This is a genomic window from Stenotrophomonas sp. MYb238 (assembly GCF_009496535.1).
In the GTDB taxonomy this organism is placed as follows: Bacteria; Pseudomonadota; Gammaproteobacteria; order Xanthomonadales; family Xanthomonadaceae; genus Stenotrophomonas.
This window is the reverse complement of record NZ_WIDL01000016.1, coordinates 67,154-83,812: the sequence shown is the minus strand read 5'-3', so window position 1 is coordinate 83,812 and position 16,659 is coordinate 67,154. Positions and strand designations below refer to the sequence as shown.

General features: G+C 70.6%; 17 protein-coding genes. 8 read left to right on the top strand and 9 right to left on the bottom strand.

All coding sequences use genetic code 11. The annotated features are described in order from the left end of the window. Positions 1-304 precede the first annotated feature (304 nt). The 6 genes from CQ393_RS12030 to CQ393_RS12005 form a co-directional block, all read right to left on the bottom strand. Positions 305-451 (bottom strand): hypothetical protein, encoded by a 147-nt coding sequence (locus CQ393_RS12030; RefSeq protein ID WP_153191790.1) that lies wholly within the window; start codon positions 449-451, stop codon positions 305-307. Positions 452-464: 13 nt separating this feature from the next. Continuing rightward, positions 465-1,328, bottom strand: coding sequence for a hypothetical protein (locus CQ393_RS12025; RefSeq protein ID WP_153191789.1), 864 nt, complete (start codon positions 1,326-1,328; stop codon positions 465-467). Beyond that, positions 1,325-1,822 carry a 3-isopropylmalate dehydratase gene (locus tag CQ393_RS12020; RefSeq protein WP_153191788.1) on the bottom strand — a complete coding sequence of 166 codons (498 nt, stop codon included), beginning with the start codon at positions 1,820-1,822 and terminating at the stop codon, positions 1,325-1,327. The genes CQ393_RS12025 and CQ393_RS12020 overlap by 4 nt, the downstream gene beginning before the upstream one ends. After that, on the bottom strand, positions 1,819-3,090 hold the full coding sequence (locus tag CQ393_RS12015; RefSeq protein WP_228114504.1) for an aconitase/3-isopropylmalate dehydratase large subunit family protein: 1,272 nt from the start codon (positions 3,088-3,090) through the stop codon (positions 1,819-1,821). The genes CQ393_RS12020 and CQ393_RS12015 overlap by 4 nt, the downstream gene beginning before the upstream one ends. After that, entirely contained in the window at positions 3,087-3,890 is an 804-nt protein-coding gene (locus tag CQ393_RS18245; protein ID WP_343199947.1) for a GntR family transcriptional regulator, read from the bottom strand. Before CQ393_RS18245 ends, CQ393_RS12015 begins: the two co-directional genes overlap by 4 nt. Positions 3,891-4,130: 240 nt before the next feature. Next, entirely contained in the window at positions 4,131-4,916 is a 786-nt protein-coding gene (locus CQ393_RS12005; RefSeq protein ID WP_153191786.1) for a GntR family transcriptional regulator, read from the bottom strand. A gap of 56 nt (positions 4,917-4,972) precedes the next feature. Here CQ393_RS12005 and CQ393_RS12000 point away from each other — a divergent pair, with 56 nt between their 5' ends. From CQ393_RS12000 to CQ393_RS11965, 8 genes are all read left to right on the top strand, one after another. After that, positions 4,973-5,752, top strand: coding sequence for an enoyl-CoA hydratase/isomerase family protein (locus tag CQ393_RS12000; protein WP_194269663.1), 780 nt, complete (start codon positions 4,973-4,975; stop codon positions 5,750-5,752). Between the two features lie 7 nt (positions 5,753-5,759). Continuing rightward, positions 5,760-6,092, top strand: coding sequence for a DUF1330 domain-containing protein (locus tag CQ393_RS11995; protein ID WP_153191784.1), 333 nt, complete (start codon positions 5,760-5,762; stop codon positions 6,090-6,092). Then, positions 6,089-7,132: a nitrilase-related carbon-nitrogen hydrolase gene (locus tag CQ393_RS11990; RefSeq protein WP_153191783.1), complete on the top strand. Its 1,044-nt coding sequence runs from the start codon at positions 6,089-6,091 to the stop codon at positions 7,130-7,132. Before CQ393_RS11995 ends, CQ393_RS11990 begins: the two co-directional genes overlap by 4 nt. Then, positions 7,125-8,546 carry an aldehyde dehydrogenase family protein gene (locus tag CQ393_RS11985; protein ID WP_153191782.1) on the top strand — a complete coding sequence of 474 codons (1,422 nt, stop codon included), beginning with the start codon at positions 7,125-7,127 and terminating at the stop codon, positions 8,544-8,546. The genes CQ393_RS11990 and CQ393_RS11985 overlap by 8 nt, the downstream gene beginning before the upstream one ends. Positions 8,547-8,984: 438 nt before the next feature. Then, complete coding sequence (locus CQ393_RS11980) at positions 8,985-10,172, top strand: class I SAM-dependent methyltransferase (RefSeq protein WP_153191781.1); 1,188 nt, start codon at positions 8,985-8,987, stop codon at positions 10,170-10,172. Continuing rightward, positions 10,169-10,531 (top strand): hypothetical protein, encoded by a 363-nt coding sequence (locus tag CQ393_RS11975; RefSeq protein WP_153191780.1) that lies wholly within the window; start codon positions 10,169-10,171, stop codon positions 10,529-10,531. Before CQ393_RS11980 ends, CQ393_RS11975 begins: the two co-directional genes overlap by 4 nt. A 47-nt stretch (positions 10,532-10,578) precedes the next feature. Beyond that, a complete protein-coding gene (locus tag CQ393_RS11970; protein ID WP_153191779.1) occupies positions 10,579-11,085 on the top strand; it encodes a DUF3598 domain-containing protein in 507 nt (168 codons plus the stop codon). Positions 11,086-11,185: 100 nt separating this feature from the next. After that, positions 11,186-12,331: a nitrilase-related carbon-nitrogen hydrolase gene (locus tag CQ393_RS11965; RefSeq protein WP_153191778.1), complete on the top strand. Its 1,146-nt coding sequence runs from the start codon at positions 11,186-11,188 to the stop codon at positions 12,329-12,331. A gap of 458 nt (positions 12,332-12,789) precedes the next feature. Here the strand turns inward: CQ393_RS11965 and CQ393_RS11960 are convergent, their stop codons facing one another. The 3 genes from CQ393_RS11960 to CQ393_RS11950 form a co-directional block, all read right to left on the bottom strand. Then, the gene (locus tag CQ393_RS11960) at positions 12,790-13,905 is read right to left on the bottom strand and encodes a CoA transferase (protein ID WP_153191777.1); all 1,116 of its coding nucleotides are present in this window, start codon (positions 13,903-13,905) and stop codon (positions 12,790-12,792) included. 18 nt (positions 13,906-13,923) lie between these two features. After that, positions 13,924-15,069 (bottom strand): CoA transferase, encoded by a 1,146-nt coding sequence (locus CQ393_RS11955; protein ID WP_153191776.1) that lies wholly within the window; start codon positions 15,067-15,069, stop codon positions 13,924-13,926. A gap of 412 nt (positions 15,070-15,481) precedes the next feature. Next, a complete protein-coding gene (locus CQ393_RS11950) occupies positions 15,482-16,651 on the bottom strand; it encodes an acyl-CoA dehydrogenase family protein (protein ID WP_153191775.1) in 1,170 nt (389 codons plus the stop codon). Positions 16,652-16,659: the final 8 nt, after the last annotated feature.

Sequence of the window (16,659 nt, the reverse complement as noted above, 5' to 3'; positions counted from 1 at the left end):
TGTTTAGAACGCACGAGGCTCCGCGCGTACCCTCACCCCACTCACTCTCTCGCACTGGACTTCGGCCGTCGCGGGGGAGGGGCTTTGGCTCCCGAAGTGCGACCGGGAAAACTCCCCGCCCGTCGGACAAGAAGGCTCCGGTCTCAGGTGTCCGACGCCACAAGCAGCTCGACATGCTCGCCGGCGGCATCGCGCAGGCTGTGGCGCCCATCCGGCTGCGGCCGCACCTGCCAGCTGGCGTCGCGCAGCGCCGTGGCGTACGACCGGGAAAACTCCCCGCCCGTCGGACAAGAAGGCCCCGATCTCAGGCGTCCGACGCTACAAGCAGCTCGACATGCTCGCCGGCGACACCGCGCAGGCTGTGGCGCCCGTCCGGCTGCGGCCGTACCTGCCAGCCGGCGTCGCGCAGCGCCGCGGCGTACGACCGGGAAAGTCCCCGCCCGTCGGACAAGAAGGCTCCGGTCTCAGGCGTCCACCGCCACGATCAACTCGACATGCTCGCCGGCGGCGCCGCGCAGGCTGTGGCGCCCGTCCGGCTGCGGCCGTACCTGCCAGCCGGCGTCGTGCAGCGCCGCGGCGTCCGGTGCGGGCAGGCGCAGGCACAGGCTGTGCAGGCCGGCCGCGCGCTGCGCGGGCGTGGAGGGCAGTTCGACCTGGTCGATCTCGACCAGGCATTGCCCCGGCATCGGCACCACCGCTACCGGGTAGCGGCCTTCCAGCGGCCGGCCGTGGGCACGGTTGAGCACGGTGATCTTCGTCTCGAACGCCCAGCCGGTGGCACCGAGCAGGGCCGTCCACGCGGTATGCGAGGCACCGCGGTCGGGCGTGCTGGTGACGCCGATGAAAGGCACCGCGACGGCGTCCCGGGTCATCGGCAGGTCGAACGGCGGCACCGCGGCCTTGACCTGGGTGAGGTAGAGCAGCTCGCCGGCCGGGCCGAGTACCTGCGCGGCGCGGATGGCGTCGCTCAGTTCCAGATTGGCCGGCGCGCCGAGCACGCGGAACGGTGCGTGCAGGCCGGCGGCGAGCGTGTCGATGTCGCCGACCAGCACCTCCAGCGACAGCCAGCCATGGCGGAACATCGGTTCGCCGACCACGGCCGCGCGGTCTTCGACCACGCGCAGCACCGGCTGCCCGGCGCTGTTGGCCAGCCAGGCCAGCGGTGCGCCGGCCAGGTCCGGCAGGTCGAGCGTGTCAGCGTCGGCGGCGTCGAGCGTGCCCTGCCGTTGCACGGCCATCGCCAGCTGCGTGGTGTAGGCCGCGCAGAACGCGGCCAGGTCCGGCGCGAGCATGGTGGCGTGCACGATGCCCTGTCGCGGCGCGCTCATGCGCGGCGCTCCGCGGCCAGCCGCTTTTCCAGCCACGGCATCAGTCCACCGCCCATCACGATCTCCATCAGTTCCGGGGGGATCTTCTCGCAGTCGAATCCGCGTCCGCTGCTGTGGTTGAGGATGCGGCCTTCGAGCGGGCGCACCTCCAGTTCGTCGCCGCGCGCCGCCTCCAGGTCGGCGCAGACCAGCGCCGGCACGCCGAGGTTGAGCGCGTTGCGGTAGAAGATGCGCGCGAACGAGCGGGCGACGATCGCGCCCACGCCCAGTTCGGCCAGCGCCTGCACCGCCTGCTCGCGCGAGGAGCCGATGCCGAACGAGTCGCCGCCGACCACGATGTCGCCGTGCCGCACTTCGCGCGCGAAATCCGGGTCCACCGCTTCCAGGCAGTGGCTGGCGAGCACCGCCAGCGGCTCGCGCATGTACGGGCCGGGGGCGAGCACGTCGGTATCGATGCGGTCGCCGAATACGAAGGCCTTGCCGCGCACGTTCATGCGTCTTCTCCCAGCAGTTCGCGCGGATCGCAGATTTCGCCCTTCACCGCGGCGGCGGCCACGCTGTAGGGGGAGCCCAGGTAGACCTGCGCATCGGCCGAACCCATGCGGCCCTTGAAGTTGCGCGCGGTGGTGGAGATGCAGACCTCGCCGCCGCCGAGCATGCCCGCGCCCATGCCGGCGCAGGCGCCGCAGCCGGACGGCAGCAGGATCGCGCCGGCCGCGGTCAGCGTGGCCAGGGTGCCGTCGGCGGCGGCCTGCGCGGTCATCGCCACCGAGGCTGGGGCGATCAGCAGGCGCGTGCCGCGCGCGACCTTGCGCCCCTTCAGCACCTGCGCGGCCATGCGCAGGTCGGCGAGCTTGGCGCCGGTGCAGGCGCCGATGTAGGCCTGGTCCACATGCACCCTGCCGTGCTCGCCGACCGGGCGGCTGTTGGCCGGGCTGTGCGGCGCGGCCACGTGCGGGGCGATGCGCGCGGCATCGTAGCGGTGCACGTGCAGGTAGGCGGCGTCGGCGTCGCTGCGCCATTGCGCGATGTCGCCGGCGAACGGCCTGCCGGCCGCCGCCAGCGCCGCCAGCGTGGTCGCGTCCGGCTCGACGATGCCGGTTTCCGCACCCAGCTCGGCGGCCATGTTGCACAGGGTCAGGCGCTCGTGCATCGGCAGCGCGCGCACCGCCTCGCCGCCGAACTCGAACACCTGGCCTTCGTTGCCCATGCCGTGCTCGCCGCACAGCATCAGCATCACGTCCTTGGCGCTGACGCCGGCGCCGAGGACGCCGTCCAATTGCACCCGGGTGGTATGCGGCACCCGCAGCCACACCTCGCCGGTGACCAGCGCGCCGGTGATGTCGGTGGCGCCCATGCCGACCATGAAGGCGCCGAAGGCGCCGCCGCTGGGCGAGTGCGAGTCGCCGCCGACGCAGAACATGCCCGGCTGCACGTGGCCGTGTTCCTGCAGCACCACGTGGCAGATGCCGAGCATGTCGTAGTGGGTCACGCCCTGCGCCTGCGCCCAGCGGCGGGTGAGGGCGAGGATGTCGGCGCTCTCCAGGTCCACCGCCGGCACGAAGTGGTCGGACACCACCACCACCTTGTCCGCGTCCCACACCCGCGTGCCGAGTTTTTCCAGCCGCGAGGCGACCCGCCGCGGTCCGCCGGAGTCGTGCATCATCAGCAGGTCCAGGCGGGCGGTGAGGATCTGTCCGGGATGCACGGCGGCGCGGCCGCAGGCGCGGGCGAGGATCTTTTCGGCAAGCGTCGCGCTCAAGCGCTGGTCTCCGGCAGGTCGGGTTCGTGGTCCAGCCGCATCTGGTAGCGCAGCTGGTCGGGGCGGTACTGGATTTCGAGCAGGTCCAGCAGCTGCCGGTCGCGGCCGTAGGCACGCCGCTCCAGGGTCAGCACGGCCTGGCCGGGCGCCATCTGCAGGTGCATGGCCGGCAGCGCGCCGACGCGCTGCGCCGATACGCTCTGCCTGACCTGGGAAAAGCCGATCCCGCAGCGGCGGAACAGCGCGATGCGCGAGCCGCGGGCGAGGTTGTCGGCGTCGAAATCGGGATGGTCGGTGCGGGTCCAGCTGGCGTAGTAGCCGAACGGATGGCCGTGGCGGTAGCGCACGCGCACGCAGCGCACCAGCGCCTCGTCCGCGCCGCTGCCGAATGCCGCGCGCACCGGCGCCGGCGGTACCGCGCGCTCCCAGCCCAGCAGGCGCACGCGGGTGTGGTCGGCCAGGATGTCCAGGCTGTGCATCAGCTCGCCCAGCGGCACCTTCAACGGCATCGGGATGCCGTGGCCGCCGCTGCCCGGGCGGCCGCCGCGCACGCGGGTGCCGCGGCCGCGCTGGCGTACCAGCAGGCCTTCGTCGGCCAGCGGCTGCAGCGCCTGGCGCACGGTCACCCGCGAGATGCCCATGCAGCGCGCCAGCTCCTCCTCCCGCGGCAGGCGTTCGCCGTCGGCGATCTCGCCGCGCTCGATGAGTCCGCGCAGGAAGGCCTGGAGCTGGTGGTACAGCGGCGCGCGCAGGTCGCGGCGCAGCACGCCTTTCAGCGATTGGGCGGTGAACGGGTCCACGGTTCTCCGGCGGGCCAAATGATATTAATGATATATCTATATGTCTAAACAATGGCCGTGGCAAGGGGCATGGCGATGGCCGCCGGGAAGCGGGCGCGATGCGCGTTGATGCGATGTGGCATCACCGCATGCGAGGTCGCATCGCTTCGCCATGGGGGGCGCGGAGTGCGGGCACGGCGATGCCGGCGGGACTTGCCGCCGGGCAGGTGTCGCGGAAGTTAAGGAGAAAGGCCCGGCCGCTCAGGCCGTGGCGTCGTCCACGTCCAGGGTCATCTGGTAGGTGAACTGGTCGGGGCGGTACTGCACCGCCAGCAGGTCGACCAGGCGGCCGTCGCCGTCGTAGGAGCGGCGTTCGAGCGAAAGCAGGGCGGTACCCGGCTCGACCTTCAGGTGCATGGCGCTGAGGGCGTCGGCGTTGACCGCCGACAGCACCTGCTCGACCTGCCGGATCTGGATGCCCACGGTCTTGAACAGCTTCAGCCGCGAGGTGCTGGCCAGCCGCGCCTCGTTGAATTCCGGATGCTCGGTGCGGGTCCAGCTGCTGTAGTAGCCGAACGGGGTCTCGCCGCGCAGGCGCAGGCGGATGGCGTGCACCAGGGTGTCGCGCGGACCGCTGTCGAACAGCGCCCGGATCGGCTCCGGCGGCACCGCGCGGCGGAACTGCAGCAGCTGCACGCGGGTGTGCTCGGCCAGCACCTCCAGGCTTTCCAGCAGCCCGGTGAGCGGGCTGTGCATCGGCTTGGGCCGCGAACGGTGGATGACGTGCGTGCCCTTGCCGCGGCGGCGCTCGACCAGGCCCTCGGCGGCCAGCTCGTCCAGCGCCCGCTTGGCGGTGATGCGCGAGACGCCGAAGCCCTCGGCCAGGTCGAACTCGGTGGGGATGCGGCTGCCGCGCGGGATCTCGCCGTTGAGGATGCGGTCGCGCAGCAGGCTGAACATCTGGTGGTAGAGCGGCGTCGGCAGGTCGTTGCGCAGCAGCTTGTGCGCGTTGGAACTCAGCAGTGCGGCCAGCGTGTCCTGTGACATTGTCGCTTCACCCTCCTTTGGCTTAATGCTATAACGATATGACAAAAGGATCGACCATGATCGCTGAAGACACCGTGATTGCCTGGAACCGTGACGGTGCGCTCGCCCGCATCGGCATCCACCGCCCGGACAAGCGCAACGCCCTGGCCACCTGCCACTGGGCCGCGCTCGAGGCCGCGCTGGACGCCATCGCCGCCAGCGATGCCCAGATCGTGGTGCTGTCCGGCGTGCCCGGCGCGTTCAGCGCCGGCGCCGACATCGACGAACTGGGCCAGCTGCTGGCCACCCCCGGCGCCTTCGCCGCCAGCAATGCCCAGGTGCAGCGCACCCAGCTGAAGCTGCAGCGCCTGCCGCAGACCACGCTGGCGGTGATCGACGGCGCCTGCGCCGGCGGCGGCCTCGGCCTGGCGCTGGCCTGCGACCTGCGCCTTGCCAGTCCGCGCGCCCGCTTCGCCATCACCCCCGCCAAGCTCGGCCTAGTCTACAGCCCGGACGACAGCCGCCGGCTGGTCACTGCCGTGGGCCTGGCGCGCGCGCGCGAAATGCTGCTGACCGGCCGCCTGCTCGATGCCGCCACCGCGCTGGACTGGGGGCTGGTCAACCAGCTGGCCGGCGACGACGGACTGGAAGCGCTGGAACAGGCGCAGCTGCAGCAGCTGCTGGCGAGTTCGGGACAGGCGCGGCGCGGCATCAAGACCGTGCTCGGCCATCTCGGCGGCGATGCCGGCATTGGCCTGGCGCAGGCGCAGGCCGCGTTCGACGACGCCTTCGCCAGCAGCGATTTCGCCGAGGGCGCGGCCGCCTTCCTCGAAAAGCGCGCGCCGCGCTTCGGCTGAGTTGCCCATGCCCGCCTACCTGATCATCGAAGCCCGCATCAGCGACCCGCAGGGCTTTGCCGCCTATGCGCGCGCCACGCCGGCGGTGGTGGCCCACTACGGCGGCCGCTACCTGGTGATGGGCGGCGCCCAGGACAGCCTGGAAGGCGAGCACGCGCCGGCGCGCACGGTGATCTCGTGCTGGCCCGACCGCGCCGCTGCGCTGGCGTTCTGGCACTCGCCCGAATACGCGGCGATCAAGCCGCTGCGCGCCGGCACCGGCATGTTCCGCGTGCTGCTGGCCGACGGCGTGCAGGCGCAGCCGCTTCCCGAATCCGCAACCGGAGATTCCACCCCATGACCGATGCCTACCGCGCGCTGGCGCTGCAGACCACCTGCCGCGCGATCAACGCCTGCTCCACGCCCGCGGACGCCGCCGCCGCGGTGGCCGACAACATCGACCGCGTCGGCCGCCAGATCCGCGCCTCCAAGGCCTTCATCGGCGCCGACCTGAAACTGGTGGTGCTGCCCGAGTACTTCGCCACCAGCTACCCGCTGGGCGACACCATCCCCGGCTGGGCGGCCAAGGGCTGCTTCGACATGCACGGCGCCGAGTACGAGCGGCTGGGCCGCATCGCCCAGGACAACGGCGTCTACCTGTGCAGCAACGCCTACGAGCGCGACCCGCATTTCCCCGGGCTGTACTTCCAGTCGTCGGTGATCCTGGACGACAGCGGCAACCAGATCCTGCGCTACCGCCGGCTGATCTCGCTGTACGCGCCCAGCCCGCACGACGTCTGGGACCGATACCTGGACGTGTACGGCATCGACGGCGTATTCCCGGTGGCGCGCACGCCGCTGGGGCGGCTGGCCTGCATCGCCTCGGAGGAGATCCTCTATCCGGAGATCGCGCGCGCGCTGGGCCTGCGCGGGGCCGAGGTGATCCTGCATTCGACCAGCGAGGTCGGCAGCCCCGAGCTGACGCCCAAGGACATCGCCAAGCGCGCCCGCGCCATCGAGAACATGGCCTATGTGGTGTCGGCCAACACCGCCGGCATCAGCGGCGTGGACATCCCGCTGGGCAGCGCCGACGGCATGAGCAAGATCGTCGACGACCAGGGCCGGGTGCTGGCCGCGGCCGCGGCCGGCGAATCGATGGCCGCCTATGCCGACCTGGACATCGCCTGCCTGCGCCGGCGGCGCCTGCGCCCGGGCATGGGCCACGTGCTGTCGCGGCTGCCGCAGGCGGCGATCAATGCTGGCCTCGGCGCCACCGCGCTCAAACCCAACGCGCTGCTCGACGGCGACACCCTGAAGATCCCGCAGCGGGCCGATTTCGCCGCCCGCCAGAAAGCCACCATCGAGGCGCTGCTGGGCGCCGGAGTCCTGGGTCATGACTGAAACGAGCACGCTGCCGCTGCGCAACCCGCGCAGCGGCCAGATCGAGGGTGAGCTGGCGGTCACGCCGGCCGCCGAAGTGGCCGCCGCCGCGGCCGCGCTGCGCGCCGCGCAGCCGCAGTGGGAGCGGCAGGGCATCGAGCGCCGCTGCGAACGGCTGGCGGCGCTGGCCGAGGCGCTGGCCGCGCGCCGCGACGCCATGATCGAGATGCTGCTGGCCGATACCGGGCGCTGGCACGAATCGGTGATCGAGGTCGACGGCACGCTGGCGGCGATCCGCCGCTGGGCGGCGCAGGCGCCGGCCTGCCTGGCCGAGCCGGCGCCGCGCCAGGACGCCATTCCCTTCATCCAGGCGCAGCAGACCTGGGTGCCGTACCCGGTGGTCGGCGTCATCAGCCCCTGGAATTTCCCGCTGATGCTGACCCTGATCGACGCGGTGCCGGCGCTGGCCGCCGGCTGCACCGTACTGGCCAAGCCCAGCGAGGTGACCTCGCGCTTCGTGCCGCTGCTGCGCGAGGCGCTGGCCGCGGCCGGGCTGGGCGAGGTGTTCGCGCTGGTCACCGGCGCCGGCGACACCGGCCAGGCGGTGATCGAGGCCTGCGACCATGTCTGCTTCACCGGCTCGGTGGCGACCGGGCGCAAGGTGGCCGAGGCCTGCGCGCGCCGGTTCATTCCGGCCTCGCTGGAGCTGGGCGGCAAGGACCCGGCGCTGGTGCTGTCCGATGCCGACGTCGCGCAGGCGGCGCGCGCGCTGGCCTGGGGCAGCTTCGTCAACGGCGGCCAGAGCTGCATGTCGATCGAGCGCGTCTATGTCGAGGCGCCGGTGGCCGAGGCCTTCATCGCCGCGCTGGTGAAGGAGGCCGCCGCGCTGGATCTGGCGTGGCCGGACCCGAAGCAGGGCCGGATCGGGCCGATCATCGCCGCCTCGCAGGTGGAACTGGTGCGCCGGCAGCTGGCCGAGGCGCTGGCCGGCGGCGCGCGCGCGCTGACCGGTGGCGAGCTGGTCGAGCACGGCGGCACCTGGTGCCCGCCGACGGTGCTGGTGGGCGTGGACGACGACATGGCGGTCATGCGCGAGGAAAGCTTCGCCACCGTGCTGCCGGTGAAGGTGGTGGCCGACGAAAACGAGGCCGTCGCCTGCGCCAACGCCAGCGAGTTCGGGCTGTCGGCGGCGGTGTTCTCGGGCGACCCGGAGCGCGCGCAGCGCGTGGCCCGCCAGCTGCACGCCGGCGCCGTCTCGATCAACGACGCCAGCCTCACCGCCATGGTGCAGACCGCCGAGAAGCAGAGCTTCGGCCATTCCGGCATGGGCGGCTCGCGCATGGGCAGCAGCTCGATCCGCCGCTTCGTGCGTGCGCGCGCGCTGCTGGTCAACACCGGTGTGGCCTCGCCGTGGTGGTTCCCGGCGGCGGAGTGATCGCAGCGAAGTGGATCGCAGGGCCGGGGATGGCGTGATGCCGGCGGTCGCGGGCGGAGCATGTGCCGGTGAACGGCCGTGCTTTCAGGCGTCAGGGCCGGCCGGTGCTTGCCACGCGGCATGCACGGGTGGGGAGAGAGTGGCCTGCGCGCCACCCTGTGCAGGCGGGCCGTACTCCCGGCACGTGCGGCACCGGGGCGTGAGCCGGTAAAGAATGCCTTCCGGCCTGCTGTCGAGTGGCCGAAGCAAGCGCCCGTCCTCCCGGCCTGCGCCTGCCTGCGGGTGGTCAGGGGCGAAGTGTTTGGCCGGGCAGGCAGGCGCTCCTGCCGGCTTGCAGGCGTCTGTGTGCTTGCATACCTGCGGGTGCTTGACCGCACCGATCCATATGACATATAGGTATGTCATTAATACATTTGGTCGGTGACAGGAGACTTCGCGATGAGCCAGCAAGCCCTTCCCCCGAGTTGGCAGCATGTCGGCCGCCACGCGCTGTTTCCCGAAAGCACGCTCGACGACACCACCCGCTTCGACTTCCTGGCCAACATGAACGGCTATCTGGCCACGCGGCTTGGCCCGAAGGTCAAGCTGGCCTACGAGCAGCGGGTCAGGCCGGCCTTCGAGAAGGAGAAGGGCCACGCGCCGCAGAGCCGCCACGAGGTACGCAAGGCGATGGCGGGCGACCCGGTCTACCAGACCTGGAGCGCCCTGCGCCGCAACACCATGGAGATGCGCCAGCAGGCCGGGCGCGGGCTGGTGCTCCGGCAGCTCGACGCGCTGGTCGAGAAGGCGCGCGCGCTCAACGCCGGCGACGACGGCCTGCAGCTGGACCCGGCCGTGCAGGTGCCGCGCTACGCCAGCGCGGTGGACATCCACTGCATGCCCGGCGGCTACCACACCGAGCTGGTGGCCGACGACGTGTCGGCGGCGGCCAACTACGACTGCGGCATCTTCGCCACCACCGGCGGCATGCTCGGCCGCTACAACGACGGCGGCGGCCAGGCGCTGGCGCAGTGGCTGAAGGAGCAACACCCGCAGTTCAGGCCGCGCCGCATCCTCGACATCGGCTGCACCTGCGGCCACAACGTGGTGCCGCTGGCACAGGCCTTCCCCGAGGCGGAAGTGATCGCGGTGGACGTGGCCGCGCCGATGCTGCGCTACGGCCATGCCCGCGCCCGCGCGCTGGGCGTGAACAACATCGTGTTCCGCCAGGCCAACGGCGAGGCGCTGGACTACCCGGACGCTCACTTCGACCTGATCACCACCGCCATGTTCTGGCACGAGAGCTCGGCTACGGCGATGCCGCGCAAGCTGCGCGAGATCAACCGCCTGCTGGCGCCCGGCGGCCTCACCGCGCACCTGGAGCAGCCGCAGTACCACGGCATGGACGTGTACGAGCAGTTCGTGCGCGACTGGGACACCTACAACAACAACGAGCCGTTCTGGGGCGTGATGCACGAGTACGACCTGCGGCGGATGATGGCCGCGGCCGGCTTCGACCCCGAACGCTATTTCGAGACCAGGGTGCGCGGCGTGGTGGACCGGGACATCTTCCCGGTGGCCAGCGCGCAGGGCGAGGACCACGGCCGCGCCGCGCTGTGGACCATGTTCGGAGCGTGGAAGGCATGAGCGACATCGACCCCATCGCCCTGGCCGGCACCCGCGCCCGCGGCAAGCGTCCCTACTTCTTCAAGGACCCGGACGTGGAGCGCGTGCTCTCCATCGCCATGGCCATCGCCATGGAGAACGCGGTCACCCACCAGCGGCTGGACGCGCTGGAACGGCTGATCGAGCAGAAGGGCCTGCTCAGCCGCGCCGAGCTGGACCAGTTCCGTCCCGACCGCGAGGCCGAGGCGCAGCGCACGCTGTGGATGCAGGAATACATCGCCCGGGTGCTGCGCATCGTGCAGCAGGAGACCGAGGCGCTGCAGGACACCGGCATGGACGTGCCGATGGAACAGGTCATGGACGAGCTTCGCGACCAATGAACCAGGCGCCGCGCGCCGCACAACCGCAACCGTCACAAGGAACGCACATGATCGACCTGCAGAAGCACATGCCCTACCTGGCCAAGCACGACGGCGTGTGGGACGGCGTGTACCGCTACTACGACGCCGAGGGCAACAAGACCGACGAGCACCGCTCGCGCCTGGTCTGCCGCATCACCGGCGACGACGCGGTTCCCTACCACCAGACCAACCACTACAGCTGGGCCGACGGCAGGACCGAGATCCGCGATTTCCCCACCACCTACAGCTTCGGCCGCATCATCTTCGACAACGAGCTGATCTACGGCTGGTGCACCGAGATTCCCGAGGACGACCACCACCGCACGCTGATGCTGCACTGGCAGCGCAAGGGCGAGGAAGGCATCGAGCTGTACGAGATGATCCAGCTTTCGGACTGCGGCACGCTGCGCAACCGCATCTGGCACTGGTACCGGAACGGCGTGCTGGTCCAGCGCACCATGATCGACGAGAAGTTCGTCAGCCGCGACTGGCGCAAGCTCAACGGCCCCAGCTTCGCCGGCGATCCGATCTGAGCGGTTCCACCGGTACCGGCCGCCGCCTGCGCCACGCGCGCGGCGTGGCGGCCGCACACCGGGCGATGGCGGCCTGCTGCCATACCCGCGGAGGTGATTGATGAGCAGTTCCCGACGTTCGTTCCTCGCCGGCGCCGCCGGACTGGCCGCGCTGGGCAGCGTCGGCGGCGGCCTGCTGGGCGCGCCCGCCAGCGCGCACGCGGCCATGGGCAAGGGCGCCGACGCGCCCAACCTGCGCGACGACGGCACCTACGAGACGGTCGAGCTGGCCAAGCCGGCGTGGACCCTGGGCCTGGCGCAGACCCGCGTGCACAGCTTCGAGCCGCGCGAAACCCGCACCGCGCTCAAGCGCAATCTCGAACACATGCTGGAGACCATCGACCGCGCCTTCTATTTCGGCGCGCGGCCGGACCTGCTGCAGTTCCACGAATTCCCGCTGCAGGGCTGGCGCCGCTGGACGCGCAAGGAGGCCTACCAGCTGGCGATCGAACTGCCCGGCGTGGAGAGCGAGGCAATCGCGGCCAAGTGCCGCCAGTACGACACCTGGATCGTGTTCGGCGCCTACGTGCGCGATCCGGACTGGCCCGGGCACGTGCTGTCGATCACCACGGTGATGGACAACACCGGCCGCATCGTCGACAAGCACTGGAAGGCGCGCAACATCAAGGGCGTGTTCCCCGGCTTCGAGCTGTTCACCACCACCATCTACGACGTGCTCGACCGCTACGTGGAGATGTACGGCCGCGACGCGGTGATACCGGTGACGCGCACGCCATTGGGCAACCTGGCCACCAGCTCGGCGCAGCGCGAGCCGGAACTGTTCCGGGCGATGGCGATGAAGGGCGCCGAGGTGTTCCTGCGCACCGCCTCCGGCGGCTTCATGCCGCTCGATGTGCAGGCCTGCGCGCTGTACAACGGCGTCTACAGCTCGATCGTCAACAACTCGATCTCGCCGGACAACGGCCCGTTCTTCGACGATCCCGGCAGCGGCGGCACCGCGCTCTACGGGCCGAACGGCGAGGCCATCGCCACGGCGAGCAGCCTGCACGAGCAACTGGTGGTGGGCCGCATCCCGATCGCCGAACTGCGCGCGCGCAAGCGCCAGCCGGTGGTGCACATGGAGCTCTACCGCGACATCTACGACGGCTACCACAGCAAATATGCGCCCAACCTGTGGTCGCAGTACCTGCCCGAGTCGCTGGAGGACGCCGCGCGCTACGTGCGCGACAAATCGCGCTGGAAGTAGCGCCGGTCCTTCTCCTGTGATCTTCAGGCCGGCGGATGTTGTTCCTCTTCCCTGTGGGCGAACCATCAGGTATTGCCTTTGGCAGCCGCGATCCTCGGTAGGAGCGACTTCAGTCGCGATGGGGCTTTACCGGTAAAGCCCCATCGCGGCTGAAGCCGCTCCTACAGGCCACCGTTACGGGGCCGCGGGCGGAACAGCCCTTACAACCTCAGCTCGGCCAGCACCGCGGCGATGGATTCGCTGTCGCGATGGGGCTTTACCGGTAAGGCCCTATCGCGGCTGAAGCCGCTCCTACAGGCCACCGCTACGGGGCTGCGGGCGGAACAGTCCTTACGGCCCAGCTCGGTCAGCACCGCGGCGGTGGATTCGCTGTCGCGATGACGCTTTACCGGCAAGGCTCCATCGCGGCTGAAGCCGCTCCTACAGGTCGCCCCTACGGGCCGCGGGCGGAACAGTCTTTACAGCCCCAGCTCGGCCAGTACCGCGGCGGTGGATTCGCCGATGCCGTCCAGGTGCGGGTTGATGCGTCCCGGCTCGTTGGCGAAACGGATCGGGATGCCCAGGTGGGTGCCGCCTGTGTCGTCGGTCCAGACCATGCCGCGGGCGCGGGTATGCGGGTCGGCGAAGGCTTCGGTCAGGGTCTTCACCGGCGCCCAGCACACGTCCACGTCCTGCAGGAATGCGCTCCACTCGGACAGCGGGCGGGTGGCGAAGGTGTCGGCGAGGAAGGCCTTGACCGGGTCCTGGCCGGGGCCGGGCGGCAGTTCGCATAGCGCGACCAGGTCCGGTCGCCCCAATGCGCGCAGCAGGTTCGCCGCGAACTTGTGCTCGGTACCGCCCAGCGCCAGCCAGCGGTCGTCGGCGCAGCGGTAGAGCTTGTACAGGGCATTGCCGCCCCAGCTGCGCTCCTCGTGCACCACCGGGTCGCGGCCCAGCGCGAACGGCGGGCCGAGCACATTGGGCAGCCATGCCATCAGCGCGTCCTGCATCGACAGGTCGATGAAGTCGCCTTCGCCGCTGCGTTCGCGGCGCAGCAGCGCCATCAGGATGCCGGCCAGCGCCATCAGCGAGCCGGCCATGTCGGCCACCGGCATGTGCGGCGCGGCCGGGGTGCTGTCCGGTGCGCGGTTGAGGCTGACCACGCCGCTGTCGGCCTGCATCGCCAGGTCGTGCGCCGGGCGCAGCGCCTTCGGGCCGGTCTGGCCGTAGGCGCTGATCGCGCAGTAGACGATCCTCGGGTTGATCGCCTTGCAGCTGGCGTAGTCGATGCCCAGCCGCGCGGCCACGCCGGGGCGGAACGCCTCCACCACCACGTCGGCCCAGGCCACCAGCCGCGCGAACGCGGCCTTGCCGGCATCGCTCTTCAGGTCGAGCACGATGCAGCGCTTGCCGCGGTGGGTGTTGCGGAACCAGGTGCTGTGCCCGGCCTGCTTGAGCCCGACCTCGCGCACCGGCTCGCCGCCGGGCGGCTCGAGCTTGATCACCTCGGCGCCATGGTCGGCCATCATCATCGTCAGGTGCGGCCCCGGCAGGAACAGCGACAGGTCCAGCACGCGCACGCCTTGCAGTTTCATCGCCGGCTCCGTGGGGCTTCAGTCGTCATGATCGCGCAGCAGCGCGTCGGCATCGGCATCCAGCGCCGGTGCGGCGCGACCGGACAGGCGCCGGCCGTCGAGCTTGATGGGGTTGCGCAGCATGCGCTGGGTGCCCTGCGGGTGCGCGACCTCCTGCAGCATGTCCACCTCGCGCACGTAGGGGTTGTCCAGCGCCTGGGCGATGTCCAGCACCGGTGCGATCGGGATGCGCCCGGCGAACAGCTGCGTCCAGTGCGCGGTGGGTTGGGTGCCCAGCACCTCGTCGATCAGCACGGTCAGTTCCTCGCGCACCTGGCGGCGCGCGGCGAAGTCGGCGAAGCGCGGCTCGGCCGCCCACGCCGGGCTGCCGATGCCCTCGACGAAGATCTGCCAGAACTTCTCCAGCATGCACATCACCATCACCCAGCCGTCGGCGGTGCGGAACACCTGGCACGGCACGGTGGACGGATGCGCGCTGCGCGGCAGGCGCCCGGTGCGATGGCCGGCATTGAGGTACCAGGTGGCCGGATAGCTGAGCTGGTGCAGTGCCACGTCGAACAGGCTCACGTCGACGTCGCGGCCGACGCCGCTGCGCATGGCGCCGATCACCGCCGCCAGCAGGCCCATCGCCATCGTGGTGCCGGTCATGTAGTCCACCATCGACAGGCCGAAGCGCGCCGGCGGCGCGTCCGGCTCGCCGGTCAGTGCCATGAAGCCGGCTTCGGCCTGCATCAGGTAGTCGTAGCCGGGCCACGCCGCGCGCGGGTTGTCGCGGCCGTAGGCGGACAGGTGCGCGCAGACGATCTTCGGGTTGATCGCCGACAGCGTGGCGTAGTCCAGGCCCAGCTTGGCCGGCTGGTCGCCGCGCAGGTTGTTGAGCACCGCGTCGGCGTCGGCGACCAGGCGCTCGAATGCGGCGCGGCCCTCGGCGGACTTCAGGTCCAGCCGCAGCGAGCGCTTGTTGAGGTTGAAGGTCTGGAAGAACAGGCTGTCGCCGTCGCCCAGGAAATGCGGGCCGGTGGCGCGCGCGACGTCGCCGCCGGGCGGGGACTCGATCTTGACGACCTCGGCGCCGAGGTCGGCCAGGTGCATCGAGCCATAGGGGCCGGCGCCGTACTGCTCGACGGCGAGGATGCGCAGGCCTTTCAGGGGCAGGTCTTTCATGGGGGCCTCGTGGACGGACGGTGGTGGCGAGTTCCTTTTCCCTCCGGGAGACGGCTTGGCAGGATTGCCAGGCTGCACGGCGAAGCCGCCCGAAGGGTGAGGCACAGGGATGTGCCGAATGCAGGTGCCCCGAAGGGGCGGATGAGGGGCGCCGCGCAGCGCCTGCGGTCGTCGCCCTGTGGAACGCGTCGCCACGCGTCAAAGTGGTGGACATCCGGTGTTGCTTTGGCGGTTCACCCTGGCTGGCGCGTGGCGACGCGTTCCACAGGGCTGGCAGCGGGTGCTTCCTTGCGGCGTCCCAACCCTCGCTTCGCGCCCCGGCCCTTGCGCTGGCGCAAGGGCGTTCGAGGGGCAGCGGACCGGTGGTTCGCAAACCGCCCCCCTCACCCCAACGGGAGAGGGGCTTCAAGCTTCAGATTGGATTGCGCGCCACCAGCTGCTTGGAAATGATGATGCGCTGCATCTCGTTGGTGCCCTCGCCGATGCACATCAGCATCGCGTCGCGGTGGAAGCGCTCGATGTCGTACTCCACCGAGTAGCTGTAGCCGCCGAAGATGCGCATGCCTTCCTGCGCGCAGAACGCGCCGGTCTCGGTGGCGAAGTACTTGGCCATGCCCGCTTCCATGTCGCAGCGTTCGCCCTTGTCGTAGGCGTTGGCGGCGCTCTCGATCAGCAGCTTGGAGGCCTCCACGCGCGCGGCCATCTCGCCCAGCTTGAGCTGGATGGCCTGGTGCTCGGCGATCGGCTTGCCGAAGGTGGTGCGTTCCTGGGCGTAGCGCACCGACAGGCGCAGCGCGCCCTCGGCGATGCCGCAGCCGCGCGCGGCGACGTTGATGCGGCCCAGCTCCAGCCCGCCGATGGCATGGTGGAAGCCCTTGCCTTCCTCGCCGCCGAGCAGGCAGTCGGCCGGCACGCGGTAGTCCTGGAACACCAGCTCGCAGGTGTCGATGGCCTTGTAGCCGCTCTTCTGCAGTTTCTTGGCGACCACGAAGCCTTCGCCCTTCTCGGCGATGAACATCGACATGCCCTTGTGCCGCGGCTGCGCGCCGGGGTCGGTTTTGGTCAGCAGCAGGGCCATGTTGCCGTGCAGGGAGTTGGTGATCCAGGTCTTGGCGCCGTTGATGACGTAATGGTCGCCTTCGCGCCGCGCGACGGTGCGGATCGCCTGCAGGTCGGTGCCGGCGTTGGGCTCGGTGAGCCCCAGCGCGGCACGCAGTTCACCCGTTGCCATGCGCGGCAGGTACTTGCGCTTCTGCGCCTCGGTGCCGCAGCGTTCGATCGCCGAAGCCACGATCAGGTGCGAGTTGAAGATGCCGGTCGGCGCCATCCACACCGACGAGACCTTGATGACGATCCGGGCGTAGATGCGCGCCGGCAGGCCAAGGCCGCCGTACTCGGGCGAGATGGTCGCGCCGAACAGGCCGAGGTCCTTCATCTCCTCCACCAGCTGGTGCGGGTACTTGTCCTCCAGGTCGTATTCGCGGGCGATGGGCGCGACGGACTTCTCGATCCAGTGGTCGATCGAGTCCATCAGCGCCTGTTCTTCCTCGGGGCCCCAGAGCGGGTCGGTGTCGGTGCTCATGGCGGCGT

Excerpts from the sequence above, each read along its gene's own strand:
- CQ393_RS12025 (WP_153191789.1), bottom strand. The coding sequence starts at position 1,328 with ATGAGCGCGCCGCGACAGGGCATCGTGCACGCCACCATGCTCGCGCCG.
- CQ393_RS12020 (WP_153191788.1), bottom strand. The coding sequence starts at position 1,822 with ATGAACGTGCGCGGCAAGGCCTTCGTATTCGGCGACCGCATCGATACC.
- CQ393_RS12005 (WP_153191786.1), bottom strand. The coding sequence starts at position 4,916 with ATGTCACAGGACACGCTGGCCGCACTGCTGAGTTCCAACGCGCACAAG.
- CQ393_RS12000 (WP_194269663.1), top strand. The coding sequence starts at position 4,973 with ATGATCGCTGAAGACACCGTGATTGCCTGGAACCGTGACGGTGCGCTC.
- CQ393_RS11995 (WP_153191784.1), top strand. The coding sequence starts at position 5,760 with ATGCCCGCCTACCTGATCATCGAAGCCCGCATCAGCGACCCGCAGGGC.
- CQ393_RS11990 (WP_153191783.1), top strand. The coding sequence starts at position 6,089 with ATGACCGATGCCTACCGCGCGCTGGCGCTGCAGACCACCTGCCGCGCG.
- CQ393_RS11985 (WP_153191782.1), top strand. The coding sequence starts at position 7,125 with ATGACTGAAACGAGCACGCTGCCGCTGCGCAACCCGCGCAGCGGCCAG.
- CQ393_RS11980 (WP_153191781.1), top strand. The coding sequence starts at position 8,985 with ATGAGCCAGCAAGCCCTTCCCCCGAGTTGGCAGCATGTCGGCCGCCAC.
- CQ393_RS11975 (WP_153191780.1), top strand. The coding sequence starts at position 10,169 with ATGAGCGACATCGACCCCATCGCCCTGGCCGGCACCCGCGCCCGCGGC.
- CQ393_RS11970 (WP_153191779.1), top strand. The coding sequence starts at position 10,579 with ATGATCGACCTGCAGAAGCACATGCCCTACCTGGCCAAGCACGACGGC.
- CQ393_RS11965 (WP_153191778.1), top strand. The coding sequence starts at position 11,186 with ATGAGCAGTTCCCGACGTTCGTTCCTCGCCGGCGCCGCCGGACTGGCC.
- CQ393_RS11960 (WP_153191777.1), bottom strand. The coding sequence starts at position 13,905 with ATGAAACTGCAAGGCGTGCGCGTGCTGGACCTGTCGCTGTTCCTGCCG.
- CQ393_RS11955 (WP_153191776.1), bottom strand. The coding sequence starts at position 15,069 with ATGAAAGACCTGCCCCTGAAAGGCCTGCGCATCCTCGCCGTCGAGCAG.
- CQ393_RS11950 (WP_153191775.1), bottom strand. The coding sequence starts at position 16,651 with ATGAGCACCGACACCGACCCGCTCTGGGGCCCCGAGGAAGAACAGGCG.